16 protein-coding genes are annotated in these 17,682 nt (G+C 74.2%); 11 read left to right on the forward strand and 5 right to left on the reverse strand.

What is annotated here, in order from left to right:
- Positions 1-11 precede the first annotated feature (11 nt).
- The 3 genes from G6556_RS00085 to hpaD all read right to left on the reverse strand — a co-directional run bounded on the left by G6556_RS00085 (position 12) and on the right by hpaD (position 3,254).
- Positions 12-707 carry a GntR family transcriptional regulator gene (locus tag G6556_RS00085; protein WP_166937541.1) on the reverse strand — a complete coding sequence of 232 codons (696 nt, stop codon included), beginning with the start codon at positions 705-707 and terminating at the stop codon, positions 12-14.
- A complete protein-coding gene (locus G6556_RS00090) occupies positions 689-2,197 on the reverse strand; it encodes a fumarylacetoacetate hydrolase family protein (protein WP_166937582.1) in 1,509 nt (502 codons plus the stop codon). Before G6556_RS00090 ends, G6556_RS00085 begins: the two co-directional genes overlap by 19 nt.
- A gap of 61 nt (positions 2,198-2,258) precedes the next feature.
- The gene (gene hpaD, locus G6556_RS00095; RefSeq protein ID WP_166937542.1) at positions 2,259-3,254 is read right to left on the reverse strand and encodes a 3,4-dihydroxyphenylacetate 2,3-dioxygenase; all 996 of its coding nucleotides are present in this window, start codon (positions 3,252-3,254) and stop codon (positions 2,259-2,261) included.
- A 128-nt stretch (positions 3,255-3,382) separates the two neighbouring features.
- On the opposite strand from hpaD, the gene G6556_RS00100 reads away from it, so the two are divergent.
- Entirely contained in the window at positions 3,383-4,312 is a 930-nt protein-coding gene (locus G6556_RS00100) for a LysR family transcriptional regulator (RefSeq protein WP_166937543.1), read from the forward strand.
- A 70-nt stretch (positions 4,313-4,382) separates the two neighbouring features.
- The gene (locus tag G6556_RS00105; RefSeq protein ID WP_346774626.1) at positions 4,383-5,063 is read left to right on the forward strand and encodes a GntR family transcriptional regulator; all 681 of its coding nucleotides are present in this window, start codon (positions 4,383-4,385) and stop codon (positions 5,061-5,063) included.
- A 2-nt stretch (positions 5,064-5,065) separates the two neighbouring features.
- Here the strand turns inward: G6556_RS00105 and G6556_RS00110 are convergent, their stop codons facing one another.
- Entirely contained in the window at positions 5,066-6,388 is a 1,323-nt protein-coding gene (locus G6556_RS00110) for a DUF3500 domain-containing protein (RefSeq protein WP_166937544.1), read from the reverse strand.
- 336 nt (positions 6,389-6,724) lie between these two features.
- On the opposite strand from G6556_RS00110, the gene G6556_RS00115 reads away from it, so the two are divergent.
- Genes G6556_RS00115 through G6556_RS00130 form a run of 4 tightly spaced genes read left to right on the forward strand, consistent with a single transcriptional unit; the run spans position 6,725 to position 12,111 of the window.
- Complete coding sequence (locus G6556_RS00115; protein ID WP_166937545.1) at positions 6,725-8,263, forward strand: ABC transporter substrate-binding protein; 1,539 nt, start codon at positions 6,725-6,727, stop codon at positions 8,261-8,263.
- A gap of 46 nt (positions 8,264-8,309) precedes the next feature.
- Positions 8,310-9,254 (forward strand): ABC transporter permease, encoded by a 945-nt coding sequence (locus tag G6556_RS00120; protein WP_166937546.1) that lies wholly within the window; start codon positions 8,310-8,312, stop codon positions 9,252-9,254.
- Complete coding sequence (locus tag G6556_RS00125; protein ID WP_166937547.1) at positions 9,251-11,263, forward strand: dipeptide/oligopeptide/nickel ABC transporter permease/ATP-binding protein; 2,013 nt, start codon at positions 9,251-9,253, stop codon at positions 11,261-11,263. Before G6556_RS00120 ends, G6556_RS00125 begins: the two co-directional genes overlap by 4 nt.
- Positions 11,260-12,111: an ATP-binding cassette domain-containing protein gene (locus G6556_RS00130; RefSeq protein WP_166937548.1), complete on the forward strand. Its 852-nt coding sequence runs from the start codon at positions 11,260-11,262 to the stop codon at positions 12,109-12,111. Before G6556_RS00125 ends, G6556_RS00130 begins: the two co-directional genes overlap by 4 nt.
- A 75-nt stretch (positions 12,112-12,186) precedes the next feature.
- On the opposite strand, the gene G6556_RS00135 is transcribed toward G6556_RS00130, so the two are convergent.
- Positions 12,187-13,236, reverse strand: coding sequence for an amidohydrolase family protein (locus G6556_RS00135; protein ID WP_166937549.1), 1,050 nt, complete (start codon positions 13,234-13,236; stop codon positions 12,187-12,189).
- A gap of 344 nt (positions 13,237-13,580) precedes the next feature.
- Between G6556_RS00135 and G6556_RS00140 the strand changes: the two genes are divergently transcribed.
- From G6556_RS00140 to G6556_RS00160, 5 genes are read left to right on the forward strand one after another with little or no spacing between them, the layout of a single operon-like run.
- Positions 13,581-14,327 carry a dienelactone hydrolase family protein gene (locus G6556_RS00140; RefSeq protein WP_166937550.1) on the forward strand — a complete coding sequence of 249 codons (747 nt, stop codon included), beginning with the start codon at positions 13,581-13,583 and terminating at the stop codon, positions 14,325-14,327.
- A 30-nt stretch (positions 14,328-14,357) separates the two neighbouring features.
- Positions 14,358-15,629 (forward strand): FAD-dependent monooxygenase, encoded by a 1,272-nt coding sequence (locus G6556_RS00145; protein ID WP_166937551.1) that lies wholly within the window; start codon positions 14,358-14,360, stop codon positions 15,627-15,629.
- 10 nt (positions 15,630-15,639) lie between these two features.
- Complete coding sequence (locus G6556_RS00150; protein WP_166937552.1) at positions 15,640-16,422, forward strand: SDR family oxidoreductase; 783 nt, start codon at positions 15,640-15,642, stop codon at positions 16,420-16,422.
- Positions 16,419-16,820, forward strand: coding sequence for a nuclear transport factor 2 family protein (locus tag G6556_RS00155; protein ID WP_166937553.1), 402 nt, complete (start codon positions 16,419-16,421; stop codon positions 16,818-16,820). Before G6556_RS00150 ends, G6556_RS00155 begins: the two co-directional genes overlap by 4 nt.
- A 10-nt stretch (positions 16,821-16,830) precedes the next feature.
- A complete protein-coding gene (locus G6556_RS00160; RefSeq protein ID WP_166937554.1) occupies positions 16,831-17,682 on the forward strand; it encodes a fumarylacetoacetate hydrolase family protein in 852 nt (283 codons plus the stop codon).

Below are 17,682 nucleotides of genomic sequence, written 5' to 3' on the forward strand. Positions count from 1 at the left end.
GGTCGTCGCCCTCAGAGGGACGACGGGCCGGCGGGCTCGCCGGGGTGTTCGTGCTCGAGGTACGCGGCGAGCGTGCCGGTGCGGTGGCGGCGCACGGCCTGCTCGATGTCCTCCGGCGGCGCACCGTCCTCGATCAGCCGGAGGAGCTGCTCGTGCTCCTGCACCGACTCCTGGGCGCGAGCCGGGACGAACGCGAAGATCGAGTCGCGCATCGGGGCGAGGCGCGCCCACTCGGCGTCCACGATCTCGAGCAGGCGGGGATTCGCGCACCGGGAGTACAGGATGTGGTGGAACTCCTGGTTGAGTGCGGAGAACGCCCGTGGGTCGAACCGGTCCAGCGACCCGGTCATCACCTCGTTGACGGCCCGGGCGCGCCGCAGGTCGTCCGCGGTGAGGTGTCGGGCGGCCAGCGCGGTCGCGGCGCTCTCTACGACCGTGATCGCCTGCATGGCGTGCCGGTACTGCGTGTCGTCGACCATGGAGACCCGCGCGCCGACGTTCCGCTCGAAGGTGACCAGGCCCTCGGCCTCCAGCTGGCGCACGGCCTCCCGCACGGGCACCACGCTCATGTCGAGCCCGTTCGCGATGGTGCCGAGCACGAGGCGGTAGCCGGGCGTGAACTCCTGCTTCGCGATCCGCTCCTTGATCCAGTGGTACGCCCGCTGGGACTTGCTGACGCCGGTGGGGGTCACTGCTGGAGACGCCATTCCTCGTACCTCGCTCTCGTCTTCTCGTCCGGCGGGAACAGCCCCTCCAGGGGATGTCCCGCCGCGACCTGCTCCGCCACCCAGGCGTCCTGCTGCTCCTGCGCCAGGGCGGCGTCCACGACCTCCTCCGCGAGCGCCGGCGGCAGCACCAGCACGCCGTCGGCGTCGCCGACCACCACGTCGCCGGGCTGCACAGTGGTGCCGCCGCAGGCCACGGTGACGTCGGCCTCCCAGGGGACGTGTCGCCGCCCGAGCACGGCGGGGTGGGTGCCGGCTGCGAACACCGGGATACCGACCGCGGCCACGCCGTCCGCGTCGCGGACGCCGCCGTCGGTGACGATCGCCGCGGCGCCCCGGGCGCGCGCTCGGATCGCCAGCACGTCGCCGAGCGTGGCCGCACCGGTCTCGCCGCGGGCGTCGACGACCAGCACCTCCCCCTCGGCGAGCGTGTCGAACACGCGCTTCTGGGCGTTGTACCCGCCGCCGTGCCGCTCGAAGAGGTCCTCCCGGTTCGGCACCAGCCGCAGCGTCCGGGCGGTGCCGGCGAACCGGGCGCCGGGCCGCAGCGGCCGCACGCCGTCGACGGTCACGTCGTCCAGCCCTCGCCGGCGCAGCTGGGCGGACAGCGCCGCGACGGGGGTGCGCAGCAGCTTGGCGCGCAGCGCGGGGGTGAGCCCGGCGGGCGGCAGGCCCGCCGCCTCCCGCGACCCCCACGCCTCGGCGCGCTGGACGTTGTCCGGCGCCGGCAGAGAGCCGAGCGCGGCGTCGAACGGCGTCACGCCCTGGGTGACGGTGGTCACCAGGCGCCCCGACGACGGCGACCCGGGCGCGGTCGGGGCGTCGACCTCCACCTCGACGACGTCTCCCGGGACCACGACGCTGGAACCCGCGGGCGTCCCGGTGAGGACGACGTCGCCAGTCTCCAGCGTGAAGTGCTGGGAGAGGTCGGCCACCACCTGGGCGAGCGGGAACAGCAGCCCCGCCGTGGTGTCCTCCTGCGCCAGCCGGCCGTTGACCCAGGCGCGCAGCCGGATCGCGCCCGGGTCGACCGTGCGCGCGTCGATCAGCGCCGGGCCCAGCGGGGTGAACCCGTCGCCGCCCTTCGAGCGCAGGTTCGACCCGCGGTCGTTCGCCCGCAGGTCGTACAGGCCGAGGTCGTCCGCGGCGGTCACCCACGCGACGTGGCCCCAGGCGTCCTCGGGCCTGACACGCCGCGCCGGTGCACCGATGACGAGGGCCACCTCGCCCTCGAAGGCGAGGAGCTCCGTGCCGTCGGGGCGCTCGACGACCCCCCCGGACGCGGCGATCGAGCTCGACGGCTTCAGGAAGTACGACGGGGCGGCAGGGCGCCGACCGCGCTGGTCCGCGCGCGACGCGTAGCTGAGGTGGACGGCGACGACCTTGCCTGGGCGCCCGGGCAGCGCGGCGAACCGCTCGTCCCCCTCCCGCTGACGGGCGGCGCGCCCGGGGCCGCTCGTCTGCGTCGGCATCTCGTCCTCCTCCATGATGAGGAGGATCGTATACAATCCCGAAGTCCCGCGCAACCGCGGCTCAGTGCACCCCCAGGTAGTCCTCCAGCGTGGCCGGGGACGCGTGCAGGAGCGGCTCCCGCACCGGCTCGCCCGGGAACGGGCTCGCCTCGAAGAACCACCGCCGCGAGGCCGGCAGCCCCCACAGCTGCGCGCGCCGCGCATCGCTGACGTCCCAGCGGATCGGCTCGTCCTCCAGGTCGATGAACTGGTAGTGCGTCGTGAACAGCTCCACGCGGTGCTGGTCGGGGTCCCGCAGGTACAGGAACAGCGCGTTGCTGATCCCGTGCCGCCCGGGGCCGCGGTCGATCTCGTCGCCGACGCCCAGGGCGCCCGCGACGTCCGCGGCGTGCAGCAGGGCGGAGGCGTCGGGCACCGTGTAGGCGAAGTGGTGCAGCCTCGGGCCCCGCCCGTTGGTGAAGACCAGGTCGTGCGTGTTGCCCTTCACCTCCATCCAGGACCCCCACAGCTCGTCCGTGCCGTCCTTCGCCGTGTACTCGGACATCCGCATCCCCAGGCCCGTCCAGAAGTCCGTCGCGGCCTGCACGTCGTGCGTCACCACCTGGAAGTGGTCGAGCCGCTGCGGGGCGCCGGCGACGAACTCGTCGAACCGCTGCATCTTGCGCGGGACCAGGTCCATCGACGCGGTCAGCTCCAGGTGCGTGCCCACCGGGTCCCGGAACTGGAGCGTCGCGCCCTGGTGGGGCCGCTCCACGCGCCGGTGCTCGATGCCGCGCGCGGCGAAGCAGCGCTCCGCCGCCGCGATGTCGTCCTCGGTGCGCACCCGCAGCCCCACGCGCAGCGCCCGCGGCTCGTCCGCGCGCTCCAGCACCAGGCTGTGGTGCGCCGACTCCTCCAGGCCGCGCAGGTAGACGGCGTCCTCGGACTCCTCGGTGACGACGAGCCCGATCACGTCCCGGTAGAAGTCCCGGCTCCGCCCGAGGTCGGTGACCGCGAGCGAGACGTGGCTCGCGCGGGTGAGCGCGAACGGGGGCACGAGCGGGGTGGTGGGAAGCATCGTCGGTTCCTCCGGGTGGGTGCGGGTGCGGTCAGCGTGGCACCGACCGGGCGCCAGGAGAACTACCGGCTGGTTCTGCCTGTCATGCGTCATGGCTATACCCACCGACGCCCGATACCCTCGCGGCTATGGATCTCCGCCTGCTGCGCTACTTCACCGCGGTGGTCGAGGCCGGGTCGATGACGAGCGCGGCCGCGCGCCTGCACGTCTCCCAGCCGTCGTTGAGCGTGGCCGTCTCGCGGCTGGAGTCGGAGGTGGGGGTCGCCCTGCTCGTCCGCACGCCGCGCGGGGTGCGGCCGACGAGCGCCGGCCGGTTCCTGCTCGGGGCATCGGCCCGGGTGCTGCACGACGTCGACGACATCGCGGCGTCGCTCGCGCGGTTCGGCGCGGGGACGGCCGGCACGCTCACCCTCGCCGCGGTCCCGGTGCTGGTGTGGCACCGCGTGCCGCGGTTGCTGCGCGCCCTCGCCCGCGACGCCCCCGACCTCGAGGTCCAGCTCGTCGACCCGCCGCCGTGGACGGCGATCGACATGCTGCTGGAGCGCAGCGCGGACGTCGCGGCCGTCGTCGTGGCCCACCCCGGCCGGTTCGCGCGGCAGCACCGCGGGGTGCTCGACGTCGCGGACTGGGGAGAGGTCCCGCTGGTCGCCGCGCTCCCGCCCGAGGAGCACGAGGCGCCCGACCCGCTGCCGCTGCACGCCCTCGCGGGCCGGACGGTGCTGCTCCCCCGGCGCACCGCCGCGGTCCCGAGCCTGCCCGAACGCGTGGAGGAGGCGCTCGCCCGGCACGACGTCGCGCCCGCCGCGGTGCGGACGGTCGGGACGATCCAGGTGGCCCTGCCCCTGGTGGAGGCCGGCGTGGGCGCGGCGGTCCTGCCCGACCCCGACCACGCGAGCCTGCACCGGTTCGACGTGACCCTCCGCCGGCTGGACCCCGCCCCACCGCCGCTGCGGGCCCTCGTCCTGTCGCGGGCGGGCGCCGCGGCGTCCGACGCCCGGGTCGCCCGGCTCCTCCGGCACGCCCGGCGACCTGCGCCCCGGGGATCAGATACGATCTGATCCGCAGCCGGGCGACGACGCCTGGCGCGAGCCGCGCCGCCGCCCCGCCGGCGCCACTCGAGGAGGCGCCGTGGCCCCGAGCAAGGCCGAGCAGTGCTACCAGATCCTGCGCGAGCGGATCATGGACGGGACCTTCGCCCCCGGCCACCGGCTCGTGATCGACCAGCTCTGGCGCGAGTACCAGATCAGCTCCGTCCCGTGGCGGGAGTCGCTGCGGCGGCTCGAGGCCGAGGGGTGGGTGCACATCGTGCCGAACGTCGGCGCCGTCGTGAACACCTTCGACACCGGCGCGTGGGAGCGCACGCTCCGGCTCCTCGCCCGGCTGGAGGGGTACGCGACCGCGCTGTCCGCCCCCCACCTGACCGGCGGCGAGCTGGCCCGCGCCCGCTCGCTGAACCGCGACATGGCGGACGCCCTGGCCGCGTTCGACCCCGCCCGGTTCGGCGTCCTCAACCGGCAGTTCCACCAGCTCCTGTACTCCCGGTGCGACGACCGGCGCGTGCTCGACCTGGTGGAGGCCGAGTGGACCCGCCTGGAGCTGATCCGCAGGTCCGCCTTCTGGTACGCGCCCGGGCGGGCCCTGGCGTCCCTGGCCGAGCACGACGGGCTGGTCGACCTGGTCGAAGGGGGCGCGACACCGGAGGTCATCGAGACCGCCGCGCGCCGGCACGAGACGAACACGGCGGACGCGGTCGCCCGGCACGAGGCCCAGCTCGAGCTCGAGGAGGAGCCCGCGGCGCGGGAGGCGTGACGTCAGCCGGGCGGCCGGCGCCGGGCCCGGTGCTGGGCGACGTACGCCCGGCCGTAGTCGTTGCCGTTCGGCAGGCGCAGCGTCGTGTGCACGTGGAACCGCGCGGGCAGGCGGTTGCTGAGCCACACGCCGGCGTGGTGGTCCAGCTCCGCGAGGACCACCGGGCTGTGCACCCTCAGGTAGAACGGCTGGCTGCCGTCGGTCGCGCCGTACCAGGCGAACCAGGTCTCGCTCCGGTGCGCGTCGACCTCCTGGAGCGTCATCGCCCGCTGGGGGGCGACCAGCAGGGCGTGGAAGTCCTCGACCACCCGCAGCAGCGTCGCCCACTGCGCGTCGGTCAGGTCGGCCCCGCCGATGCCCTCGTACGGGACGACGCGGTTGTCACGGAACGCCCCGGCGACGTGCCGCTCGTCCGCCGGGTGCAGCCGGCCCGGCGGCATGGCCGGGTCGAGCACGGAGCGGTACACCACGGCCCGGTCGCGCTGCGCCGCGGTCAGGGACGACGCGAGGTCGAGCGCGGTCCGCTCGCGCGCGTCGAACAGCGCGGGCCGAGCGCCGTCGGCCAGCGCCGGCTCAGCGCCCAGGAAGACGGGGGCGACGACGTGCCGGCCGGCGACGGTCACGAAGCACACGGCGACGTGGTGGCCGAACAGCTGCCAGCCCCACGGCTCGTCCGGCGAGGGGCTGCCGAACAGGGAGAACCAGTAGGAGCGCTCGTTCATGAGCGCCGGCAGGTCCACGAGCTCGCCGAGGAACCCGTTCAGCGCCATGGTCTCGGCCACCCGGGCCCAGCCCTCCGGGCTCAGCGAGGCCCGGACCACGTCGAGCACCGCGTCCGCGGACTCAGGCGCCAGGTCCTCGAGCCGCAGCCCGACCCGGTGGATCACGAACTCCGGGTTGCTCCACGCCCGCCACTGCGGTGCGTCGAGCGGGTACTGCACCCGCGCCCGTTCGTCGTCGGTCAGCGTCGCCAGCGCGCGGGCCGCGGCCGCGAGCAGCGCCGCGTCCGGCGGCAGGTCGCCCGCGGTGCCCTCGGGCAGGCGGTGGACGTCGTCGCGCACGGCGCCGTGGTCGGTCACGCCGACGAAAGGCTCGTCGTACAGCGCCTGCCAGTCCGCCAGCAGCTCCTGCACGAATGCCGGCTCGCGCTTGCGGGCGGAGAAATCGTCGTAGCCGAGACCGCGCCACTGCGCGAGCACGGGGTCGTCGTGGTCGTAGAGGTGCTCCCGGTAGCTCTCGCCGGTCAGCACCACGTCCTCGTCACGCCCGGACACGCGGGCCGCGGAGAAGAACGCGTCGATCTGGTGGTCGTCCCGCTCGGGCATGGTTCCTCCTGGGTGTCCCAGCGCTGGGTGCCGCCGATCGTATACGAAACGGCCGCGGGTCGACAGGGGGAACCCCGGGTTCACCTGGCCGTTGCGCGACGTGGCCCAGATCACATACGATCCGTCAGGTCGTATACGATCCGAACGGACGCCGGCTCGACGGAGAGGCGCAGTCCATGCGAGACCCCCAGCACACCGATCCGGCGATCCCCTCGCCGCACGCCGGGCCGCGCACCGCGGCCGGCCGCCCGGACGGGCACCCGGCGCGCGCCTGACCCGCCCGGAGAGACGCGACCGTCCCCCACCGCAGTACCCGGCGCAAGGAGGCGCCCTCCCATGGTGAAGTCGACTCGCCGCACGCGGACCGCCGTCCCCGTGCTGGCCCTGGCACTGGCCCTGACCGCGTGCTCCGCCTCCGGCGACGGAGGCGGCGGCACCGCAGCGCCCGACGGGGGCGGTACCGCCGGCTCGGTCCTGCGCGTGAACTGGGGCGGGTTCCCCGAGAGCTGGGCGCCGGGCGCCGAGATGGAGGCGGGCTACCTGCGCGTCCCCTACGAGAACCTGGTGGCGCTCGGGGAGGGCAGCGAGATCCTCCCCGTCCTCGCCACCGCGTGGGAGCAGACCGGCGACGCGCTCACGCTCACGCTCCGTGAGGGCGTGACGTTCCACGACGGAACCCCGTTCGACGCGGAGGCCGTCAAGGTCAACCTCGAGGCGATCAAGGACACCCCCGGGCCCTACGCCGGGCCGTTCCAGGTGGTGGAGTCGATCGACGTCCTCGACCCGCAGACCGTGCGGGTCAACCTGAGCCGGCCGGCCCCGTCGCTCCTCACCACGCTCGCCACCCGCGCCGCGCCCATGGCGAGCCCCGCCGCGATCGCCGACGGCTCCGTCGCGCAGTCCCCGGTGGGTACCGGCCCGTGGGCGTACGACGCGGAGGCGTCCACGCCGGGCACCCGGATGAAGTTCACGGGGTTCGAGGAGTACTGGGGCGACGAGGTCGGCTTCGAGTCCGTGGAGCTGTACGCGATCGGCGAGGACAACGCCGCGACGGGCGCCCTGACGAACGGCGAGATCGACCTCACGGACACCGAGGTCTCGCAGCTCGCCACGCTCGAGGGGTCCGGCGACGTCGACACGCTCACCTACCCCGCCATCCGCAACAACCCGATCTTCTTCGACCGGGGGCCCGGCGGGGTGTTCGAGGACGTCGACGTGCGCCGCGCGGCCTGCTACGCCCTCGACACCGAGACGCTCGCGGAGCTCGAGCCCGACTGGGAGGTCCGCACCCAGCACTTCGCCGAGGGAGAGGTCGGGTACAACCCGGACATCGAGGGCTACCCGCACGACCTCGAGCAGGCCCAGGAGCTCTACGACGCGGCCGGCAACCCGCCCGTGCAGGCCGAGATGCTGGCGACCGTCTTCAACGAGAACCAGATGCAGGTCTACGCCGAGCAGCTCGGGGAGATCGGCATGGAGATCACCGTGCAGAGCGCGCCGCCGCCCCAGTACTTCACGGAGTGGAACAGCGGCCGCTACCCGCTGGGGCTCGGCGGCAACGACGAGCTCACGCCGTACGACTGGTACTCGGCCTGGTTCGCCGCCGACGCCCCCGGCAACCCGTCGGGCGTCGAGAGCCCCGAGCTGAAGGCCGCCGCCGACGCCGCCGTCGCCGCCGGGAGCGACGAGGAGGCCGCCGACCTGTGGGCCGAGGTCACCCGGATCATCTCGGACGAGGCGCTCACGTGCGCCCACGTCGCGGGCGAGGAGATCCTCGCCTGGAACACCGGCACCGTCACGGGGGTCGCGGCCCCGAGCCAGCCGTGGGAGACCAACCTGGTCGACTACCGCGCGCTGCGGCCCGCCGGCTCCTGACACCGCCCGCCCCGACCCCCGACCCGGACCAGACAGGAGCCGCCCGATGGGCAAGCTCGTCGCGTACCGCGTGCTGTTCGCCGTCCCCCAGCTCGCGATCGTGTCACTCGTGGTGTTCTCGCTGACCTACCTCGTGCCCGGCAGCCCGGCCGCGGCGATCCTCGGGACCGCCGCCACGCCGGACGCCATCGCGCAGGTCGAGGCCCAGCTGGGCCTCGACCGGCCGCCGCTGGAGCGGCTGGCGTCGTGGTTCGGCGGCGTGCTGACGGGCGACCTGGGGACGTCGTTCCGGTCCGGGGTTCCGGTGGCAGAGCTGCTCGGGCAGCGGTTCCCGGCGACGCTCTCCCTGGTCCTCGGGGGCATGGTCGTCGCGCTCGTCGTCGGGGTGGGTGCCGGTGTGCTGACCGGCACCCGTCCCGGCACGACGACCGACCGGGTCATCACCGGCGGTACCGTGCTGGGGCTGGCGATCCCCGAGTTCTGGCTCGGCCTGGTGCTGACGCTCGTGTTCGCCGTGCAGCTCGGCTGGGTCCCGGTGGTGGCGTGGACGCCGATCACCGAGGACCCGGTCGCGTGGCTGCGGGGGCTGCTCCTGCCGTCCGTGGCGCTCGGGCTGACCGGCGCCGCGATCATCGCCCGCCAGACCCGGGCGGCCGTCGTGAGCGCGCTGGCCGCGCCGTACGTCGACACGCTCACGGCGGCGGGGGTGCCCCGCCGCCGGGTCGTGCTGGTCTACGGGGTCAAGAACGCGCTCGTCCCGGTGCTCGCGTCGGCCGGCATCACGTTCGCCATCCTGATCGGGGCGAGCTTCGTCGTGGAGAAGGTCTTCACCTCCCCCGGCCTCGGCAGCCTCATGCTCACCAGCGTCATCGGCAAGGACTTCCCCGTGGTCCAGGGCGTCGTGCTCCTGACCGCCGTCCTGGTGGTCGTGGTGAACTTCGTCCTCGACGTCGGGTACGGCGTGATCAACCCGCAGGCGAGGCCCCAGTGAGCGCCGCCGTCACCGTCGGCCGCCCCGCGTCCGCGTCCCCGCTCCGCCGCCAGGCCGCGAGCCTGGCGCAGGCGTGGCGCCGCCTCCGGCACCAGCCGGCCACCGTCGCCGCGCTCGTCGCCCTGGTCCTGATCGCCGTGGCCGCAGCGGCGGCCCCGCTGCTCGCGCCGTTCGCGCCGGACGAGACCGACTTCACGGCCGCGCTGTCCGGGCCGACGGCGGAGCACCCGCTGGGCACCGACGACCTCGGCCGCGACACGCTGAGCCGCGTGATCTACAGCGCCCGAACGGCCCTGCTGGTCGCCGGGGGGTCGGTCCTCGTCGCGATGCTGATCGGCGTCCCCCTCGGGCTGCTGCTCGGGTACAAGGGGGGCTGGTACGACCGGCTCGGGTCCCGCGGCCTCGACGTCGCCGACGCGCTGCCTGGCCTGCTCGTGGGGTTCGTCGTGATCGCGGTCCTCGGGCGCGGGATGCTCGTGCTGATCGTGGCCATCGGCCTGATCTTCTGCATGAACTTCGCGCGCATGACGCGGGCCGTGACGCTCACGGAGCGCAAGAAGCCGTACGTCGAGGCAGCGCGCGTCTCGGGGTTGCCGCACCGCCAGGTCGTGTTCCGCCAGGTGCTGCCGAACCTCGCCGGACCGCTCGTCGTGCAGGGCGCCGTGTTCCTCGGGTCCGCGATCAAGGTCGAGTCCGCCCTGTCGTTCCTCGGTCTCGGGCTGGACGAGAGCCAGCCGTCCTGGGGCGGGATGCTGGGGCTGGCCGCCGAGCACCAGGCCGACCACCCGTTCATGGCGCTGCCGCCCGGCATCGCCATCGTGGTCACCGTGCTCGCGTTCAACGTGCTCGGCGACGGTCTGAACGACGCCCTGTCCGGACGCCGGCCCACCCGGCGCCGCCGCGCGGCCCGGTCGGCCGCGCGGCCGCAGCGCGCCGGCGGCATCCCGCCCGCCTCCGCCGCGGTCGCCGAGCAGCACCCCCGCGCGGAGCGGCCCGTGGCCGCGGCGCAGACCGTCCGGCCGGAGCCCGCCGCCCTCGAGCTCCGCGACGTGACGGTCGTCGCCGACCGCCCCACGGGCGAGACCGTCCCCCTGGTCGCCGACGTGGCGCTCACCGTCGCCCGCGGCGAGGTCCTGGGCCTGCTCGGCGAGTCGGGCTCCGGCAAGTCCATGCTCGCGAAGGCCGCGCTCGGCCTGCTGCCGGCGGGCGTCCGGCTCGGCTCGGGCTCCGTGCTGCTGCACGGCCGGGACATCGCCGGCTGCTCCGACCGCGAGCTCCGCGAGGTGCGCGGCCGGTCGCTGGGCGTGGTGTTCCAGAACCCGCAGGCCAACCTCTCCCCCGTGCACACCGTGGGCCGGCAGCTCGCGGAGCCGCTGCGCGCCCACCTCGGCATGTCGCGGGTCCAGGCGCGCGAGCGCGCGGCGGAGCTGCTGGACCTGGTGGGCGTCGACGACCCCCGCCGCCGGCTCGGCCAGTACCCGTACCAGTTCTCGGGCGGGATGGCGCAGCGGGTCGCGATCGCGATCGCGCTCGCCGGCGAGCCGGACGTGCTGATCGCCGACGAGGCGACCTCCGCGCTGGACGTCACGACGCAGAGCCAGGTGCTCGACCTGCTGCTCGACCTGCGCGAGCGGCTGGACATGGCGGTCGTGATGATCACGCACGACCTCGGTGTGGTCGCGGAGACCTGCGACCGGGTCGCCGTCATGTACGCGGGGCAGATCGTCGAGACGGGCGCCGTGCGGTCCTTGTTCGACCGCCCGCGGCACCCGTACACCGCGGCGCTGCTCGCGGCGCACCCGTCGGCGGACCGCGACGTCGACCGGCTCCCGACGATCCCGGGACGCGTCCCGCTCGCGGGCGAGTGGCCCCCCGGCTGCCACTTCGCCGGGCGCTGCCCCTTCGTGCGCCCCGAGTGCACCGCCGGGCCCGTCCCCCTGACCGACCACGTGCGGTGCGTGCGCGCCGCGGAGATCGCCCTCGAGGTGTCGGAGGTGGCCCACGCATGAACACGACTCAGGCCCTGCTGGAGGTCCGGGACCTCACGGTGGACTACGACTTGGGGGGTGCGGCCGCCTGGCGGCGCCGGACGACGACGGTCCTGCAGGGCGTCGGCTTCACCATCGCACCCGGCGAGACGTACGGGCTCGTGGGAGAGTCCGGTTCGGGCAAGAGCACGACGGGCCGGGCGGTGCTGCGGCTCGCGGACGTCACGGGTGGCTCGATCCGCTTCGACGGCACGGACCTCGCGACCTTCGGCCGCGAGACCCCGCTCTCGTACCGGCGCGACGTCCAGGCCGTGTTCCAGGACCCGGCTGCGTCGCTCAACCCGCGCCACCGGGTCGGCCGCGCCGTGACGGACGCGCTGCGCCGGCACGGGGTCCGCGGGCAGCGCGTGCGCGAGGAGCGCGCCGCGGAGGCGTTCGAGCAGGTCGGGCTGCAGCGCGCGCACCTCGACCGCTACCCCGCGGAGATGTCCGGTGGACAGCTCCAGCGCGTCGCGATCGCCCGCGCGCTCGTCCTCCGGCCCCGGCTGGTGGTCTGCGACGAGGCGGTGAGCGCGCTCGACCTGTCCACGCAGAGCCAGATCATCAACCTCCTGGCCGACCTGCAGGCGCAGACCGGCGTGAGCTACCTCTTCATCGCGCACGACCTCGGCGTCGTCCGGCACATCTCGGACCGGATCGGCGTGCTGCGCCGGGGTGTCCTGGTCGAGGAGGGCACCACGCACGAGATCTTCACCGCGCCCCGGCACCCGTACACCCGCGCGCTGCTGGCGGCGAGCCCCGCGTCGCAGCCGGCGGGCCGGGAGGAGCGGCGCGCGCGGCGGCTGGCCGTCCGCGCGGCCGCTGCCTGACCGGCGGTGACGGGGCTGGCCCCCGGCACGGCGAGGCCCGCGCACCGGGGGTGCGCGGGCCGTCGTCCGTGCCGGTCAGATCGGCAGGCCGAACAGGCGCTTCGCGTTGCCGGCGAGGACCAGCTCGCGCTGCTCGTCGCTGATCTCCAGCTCCTTCTTGACGAACTCGACCCCCTGGCTCATCCAGCCGTAGAACACCGGGAACGACGAGCCGAACAGGTAGTGGTCCGCCCCGCTGACCTTGATCGCGCACTCCACCTGGTCCTTGCCCCAGGAGTGCGGGTGGGTCAGGTCGAAGAAGATGTTCTGCTCGAGGTACGACGCGATCTTCTCGCCGCCCGTCGGGTCGAGCCGGGTCAGCGACTCGGTCTTGTTCGACGCGTGCGGCGTGAGCAGGGCCGCGTTGGCGAACCAGTTGCCGCCGAGCATCGTGTGGATGAACCGCAGCCCGGGCATCCGGTCGAACATGCCGCTGAACAGCTCCCGCCCGACGGCGGTCGCCTGGTCCACCACCCGGCCGTACTCGCGACGCAGGTTGGTGTAGTCGATCACCGAGCGCCACTCCACGGGCAGCGGCGTGTGGTGCACGACGACGGGGACGTCGAGCTTCTCGATCACCTGGAGATACGGCTCGAAGACCGGGTCGTCGAGATACAGCTGCCCGTAGTGGCAGGCGAGCTGGACGCCGACGGCGCCGAGCTCCTTGACGCACCGCTCGAGCTCGTAGACGTTCTCCTTGCCGCCCCACGGCGGCACGCACGCCGTCGCGAACAGGCGGCCACCCGAGCGGCGCACGATGTCCGCGGCGTTGTCGTTGACCTCGCGGCAGATCTCGAGCGGCAGCCACTCCTGCCACACCGGCACCCGCATGACGCCGTAGTCGACGCCGGCGTCGTCCATCGCGGCGAGCTTGGCCTCGACCGAGTAGTCGCCGTCGACGTAGTTGAGGTTCTGGTAGCCGGCCGGCTTCTCGAGGACGAGCTGCTGCTTGCCGCCCTCGGTGGTCGCGACCCGCGCGATCTCCCCGAACCCGCGCGGTGCGCTGTCGAGGAAGCCGTTGAGGATCTTCTCGTTGGTGAAGAGGTCCTCGGGCAGGTGGTGGATGTTGATGTCGACGACGGTCATGCCGCCTCCTTGTCGGTCGGGGCGCCCGGGACGGGCCACGGTGCCCCGCCCCGGGCGTCTGCGCGTCGTTGCGTCCGAGCCCGGATCGTATGCGAAACCATACGTGTGGTCGCCGCGCCCCACAAGGCGCCCGCGCGCGGCCGGCGCGACCCCACGAGCGTTGACCTGGCTCGACGAGAGCATCGCGGGACGCGCCTCTCGGTTGGATCTTGAAATCGTGTACGATCTCTCATAGGATCGGACATGCTGCACCGCCGCAGCACGGATCGCCGGCTCGCCCCCCCCAGGCGGCGGACCCGCGCCCTCCACGTCCCCGCGACGACGCGAGGAAGGAAGCCGGCCCCATGACCGCACCGCTGACCCGCGACGTCGCCTACGAGGACGGGCCCACCCGCATGGCCGGCCTTCTCGTCGCCCCCGGCGACGGGCAGCCGCACCCCGGCGTCCTGCTGCTGCACGACGCGTTCGGGCTGTCGGACGAGATGGTGGACGTCGCCCGCCGCCTGGCCGCGCTCGGCCTCTCCGTGCTCGCGGCCGACGTGTGGGGCGACCGCGCGCTGCCCTCGACCGAGGCGGAGATCGGGCCGCTGATCGGCGGCATGGTCGCCGACCGCGGGCGCTGGATGGGCCGCGTGGCGGCCGCGCACGCCGCGGCGGTGGCGCAGCCCGAGGTCGACCCGGCGCCCCTGGTCGCGCTGGGCTACTGCTTCGGCGGAGCCGGCGTCCTCGAGTACGTGCGGACGGGCGGCGCGTTGCGCGGCGCGATCAGCGTGCACGGCGGCCTGGACCTCCTCGCGCCCGGCTGGGACGGGGCGACGCCGGGGTCGCGGGTGCTCGTGTGCACCGGCGCGGACGACCCGATGGCGACCCCGGGGATGCTCGCCGACCTCCAGCAGGGCATGGACGGCGCCGGCGTGGACTGGGAGGTCCAGATCTACAGCGGGACCACCCACGCCTTCACCAGCCCCCGCGCCCGGCACTCCCCCCGGCCGGACGTCGTCGCCTACCACGCGCGCAGCTCCGCGCGCGCGTGGGCCGCGACCACCCGGTTCCTGCGCGAGCTGCACCCCACGGCGCAGCGCGCCGCCTGACCCCACGGCACCCGAGAGAACGAGGACACCATGCTCGACATCGCCATCGTCGGGGCCGGCCCGTGCGGGCTCGCCACCGCCCTGCGCCTGCACCAGCGCGGGTTCCGCCCGCGGATCTACGAGTCCGTCGCCGAGCTCCAGCCGCTCGGCGTCGGCATCGACGTCAAGGTCTACGGCACCCGGGAGCTCGACGAGCTCGGCCTGCTCGAGGAGTTCCGGGCGATCTCGGTCGACGCCGAGGAGTCGATCTTCTACAACAACCACGGGCAGGAGATCTACGCGGAGCGCTGCGGCGTCCACATGGGCTACCTGTACGAGCAGCGCTTCGTGCACCGCGGCTACCTGCAGATGCTGCTGCACCGGACCGTGCTCGACCGGCTGGGCCCCGATGCGCTGGTCCCCGGCGCGCGGTGCGTCGGCTACACCAACGGCGACGACGCCGTGACCCTCGACCTGCGGCACGCCGACGGGCGCACCAGCCAGGTGGTCGCCGACGTCGTCGTCGCCGCCGACGGCATCAAGTCGGCCGTCCGGCGGCAGATGCACCCGGACAGCTCCCGGCCCACGTACTCCGGCATCACGATGTGGCGCGGCACCACCCTGATGGAGCCGTTCCGCGGCGGCCACACGATCCTGCACATCGGCGCGCCGAGCGTCTCCAGCATGATCGTCTACCCCATCGCCGACGACTTCGAGGGCAGCGGGCTGACCCTGGTGAACTGGGTCGTCGAGGCGACGCGGGGCGAGTCCGTCGAGGACTGGAACCAGACGGGGACGGTCGACGAGGTCCTCGGCTACTACGACGACTGCGACCTGGGCTTCCTCGACGTCCGGCAGATGCTGCGCGACGCCCGCGAGGTCTACCTGTTCCCGCTGATCCGGCACGAGCCGCTCGACCGGTGGGTCGACGGCCGGGTGGTGCTCGCCGGCGACGCCGCCCACGCGATGTACCCGCGCGGCGGGAACGGCGCCTGCCAGTCGATCGTCGACGGCCGCGTCATCGCCGAGAAGCTGGCCACCACCGACGACCCGGTGGCGGCGCTGCACGCCTACCAGGACGAGCGGCTCGAGGCGGTCAACCGCATCGTCCTGGCGCACCGCGGCGAGGGCTACGAGGTGATCCGCCGGATGGTCGAGGAGCGCACGGGGGGACGCCGGTTCGACGACATCGAGCAGGTGCTGCCGCTGGCCGAGGCCGACGCCATCTTCAGCCGGTACCACGCGCTCGTCGGCCAGCCGCGACCCGGGTACGCGGCGGGCGAGGCAACCGGCTTCCGCACGGCCGGCGCCGAGAGCCGCTGAGGAGGCCGCCGTGGACCTCGGACTCGCCGGCCGCACCGCGTTCGTCGCGGCATCATCCCAGGGGCTCGGGTACGCGTGCGCCCGCTCGCTCGCGCGCGAGAGCGTCGCCGTGACCCTCAACGGGCGCGACGGCGACAAGCTCGCCCGGGCGGTCGACGCCCTCCAGGACGACCTGCCCGGCGCCGCCCTCGCGTGGGTCGCCGCCGACCTCACCACCGCGGAGGGTCGCGCCGCCGTCGTCGCGGCCGTCCCCGACGCGGACATCCTGGTGACGAACAACGCCGGCCCCCCGCCGGGCCAGCTCGCCGACTGGGACGAGGACGCGCTCGTCGGCGCCCTGCGGGCCAACGCCGTGCCGGCCGTCGAGCTGATGCGGCACTACCTGCCCGGGATGCGGGCGCGCGGGTTCGGGCGGGTCGTCAACATCACTTCCGCGATGGTGAAGAGCCCCGCCGCGGACATGGGCCTGTCCACCTCCGCGCGCGCGGCGCTCACCGCGATCAGCAAGTCCGTCAGCGTGGCCGTCGCACCCGACGGCGTGACGGTGAACAACCTGCTGCCCGAGCGCTTCGACACCCCGCGCCAGGAGTTCATGGTCCGGCGACGCATGGCTGCCGAGGGCATCGACCGCGACGAGGCCCGCCGGCGGATCGCCGCGACCATCGCGGCGGGGCGGCTGGGTCGTCCCGAGGAGCTCGGCGACGCCTGCGCGTTCCTGTGCAGCGCGCAGGCCGGGTACATCTCGGGCCAGAACCTCCAGCTGGACGGCGGCTCCTACCGGGGGCTGGTGTGACCGCGGTCAGGCCCGCCGGCGCGGCGGAGCTGGCGGAGCTCCGCGCGGTCGAGGACCGCCGTCGGCGGGCGCTCGTCGCCGTCGACCTCGCCGAGCTCGACGCGCTGTTCGACGACGCGCTCGTGCACATCCACAGCCCCGGCCTCACGCACGACAAGCCGCAGCTCCTGGCGCACGTCGCCGAGCGCCGCGCCTTCGTCGACATCACCCGCGGACCCCTCGACGTCCGCGTCCTCGGCGACGTCGCCCTCGTCGTCGGCACCCTGACCAACCGGATGCGTACGCCCGCCGGCGAGGTCACCCTCACCGGCGTCGCCACCCAGGTCCTGCGCCGCACCGGCGCAGGACGGTGGCGGTTCCTGCACTTCCAGCTCACCCCGACGTCCCCCGGACAGTGAGGACCCCACGATGAAGCTGACCCGGTTCCGCGTCGCCGACGGGCCGACGCTGCTCGGTCGCGTCGACGGCGACCACGTCACCGACCTGTCCGGCCTCGGCCTGGGCGCGTCGCTGCGTGCCCTCCTGCCCCGGCTCGACGAGCTGCGCGACGCCATCACCGGGGCCGACGGCCCCGGCTACCCGCTGACGGGCGTCGTGCTCGAGGCACCCGTCGACGACCCGCAGAAGTTCCTCGGCATCGGGATGAACTACCGCGCGCACGCGGAGGAGGCCCGCGCCGCCGGCATCCCCGTCCCGACCAGCCAGCTCTGGTTCAACAAGCAGGTGTCCTGCCTGGCGGGCCCGTACGACGCCGTGCACAAGCCGCGGGTGTCCGACGAGCTCGACTACGAGGTCGAGCTGGGCGTGGTGATCGGCACCCCCTGCCGGCACGTGCCCGTCGAGGAGGCGCGCTCCGTGATCGCGGGCTACCTGGTCGGGAACGACTTCTCGGTGCGCGACTGGCTGCACAAGCGCTCCCCCACCTTCACCCTCGGCAAGTCCTTCGACACCCACGGGCCCGTCGGCCCCTGGCTCACCACGGCCGACGAGGTGGCCGACCCGCTCGCGCTCCGGATGCGCCTGACCGTCAACGGGGAGGTGCGGCAGGACTGGACGACCGGCGACATGATCTACGGCATCGACGACCAGATCGCCTACCTCAGCCAGGTCATGACGCTGATGCCGGGCGACATCCTGCTCACCGGCACCCCGTCCGGCATCGCCGCGCCCACCGGTCGGTGGCTGAAAGCCGGGGACGTCGTGCGGGCCGAGATCGAGGGGCTCGGCGCGCTCGAGAACCGGGTGGTGGACGAGCCGTGA

The organism is Cellulomonas sp. IC4_254 (assembly GCF_011603975.1).
Classification (GTDB): domain Bacteria; phylum Actinomycetota; class Actinomycetes; order Actinomycetales; family Cellulomonadaceae; genus Cellulomonas.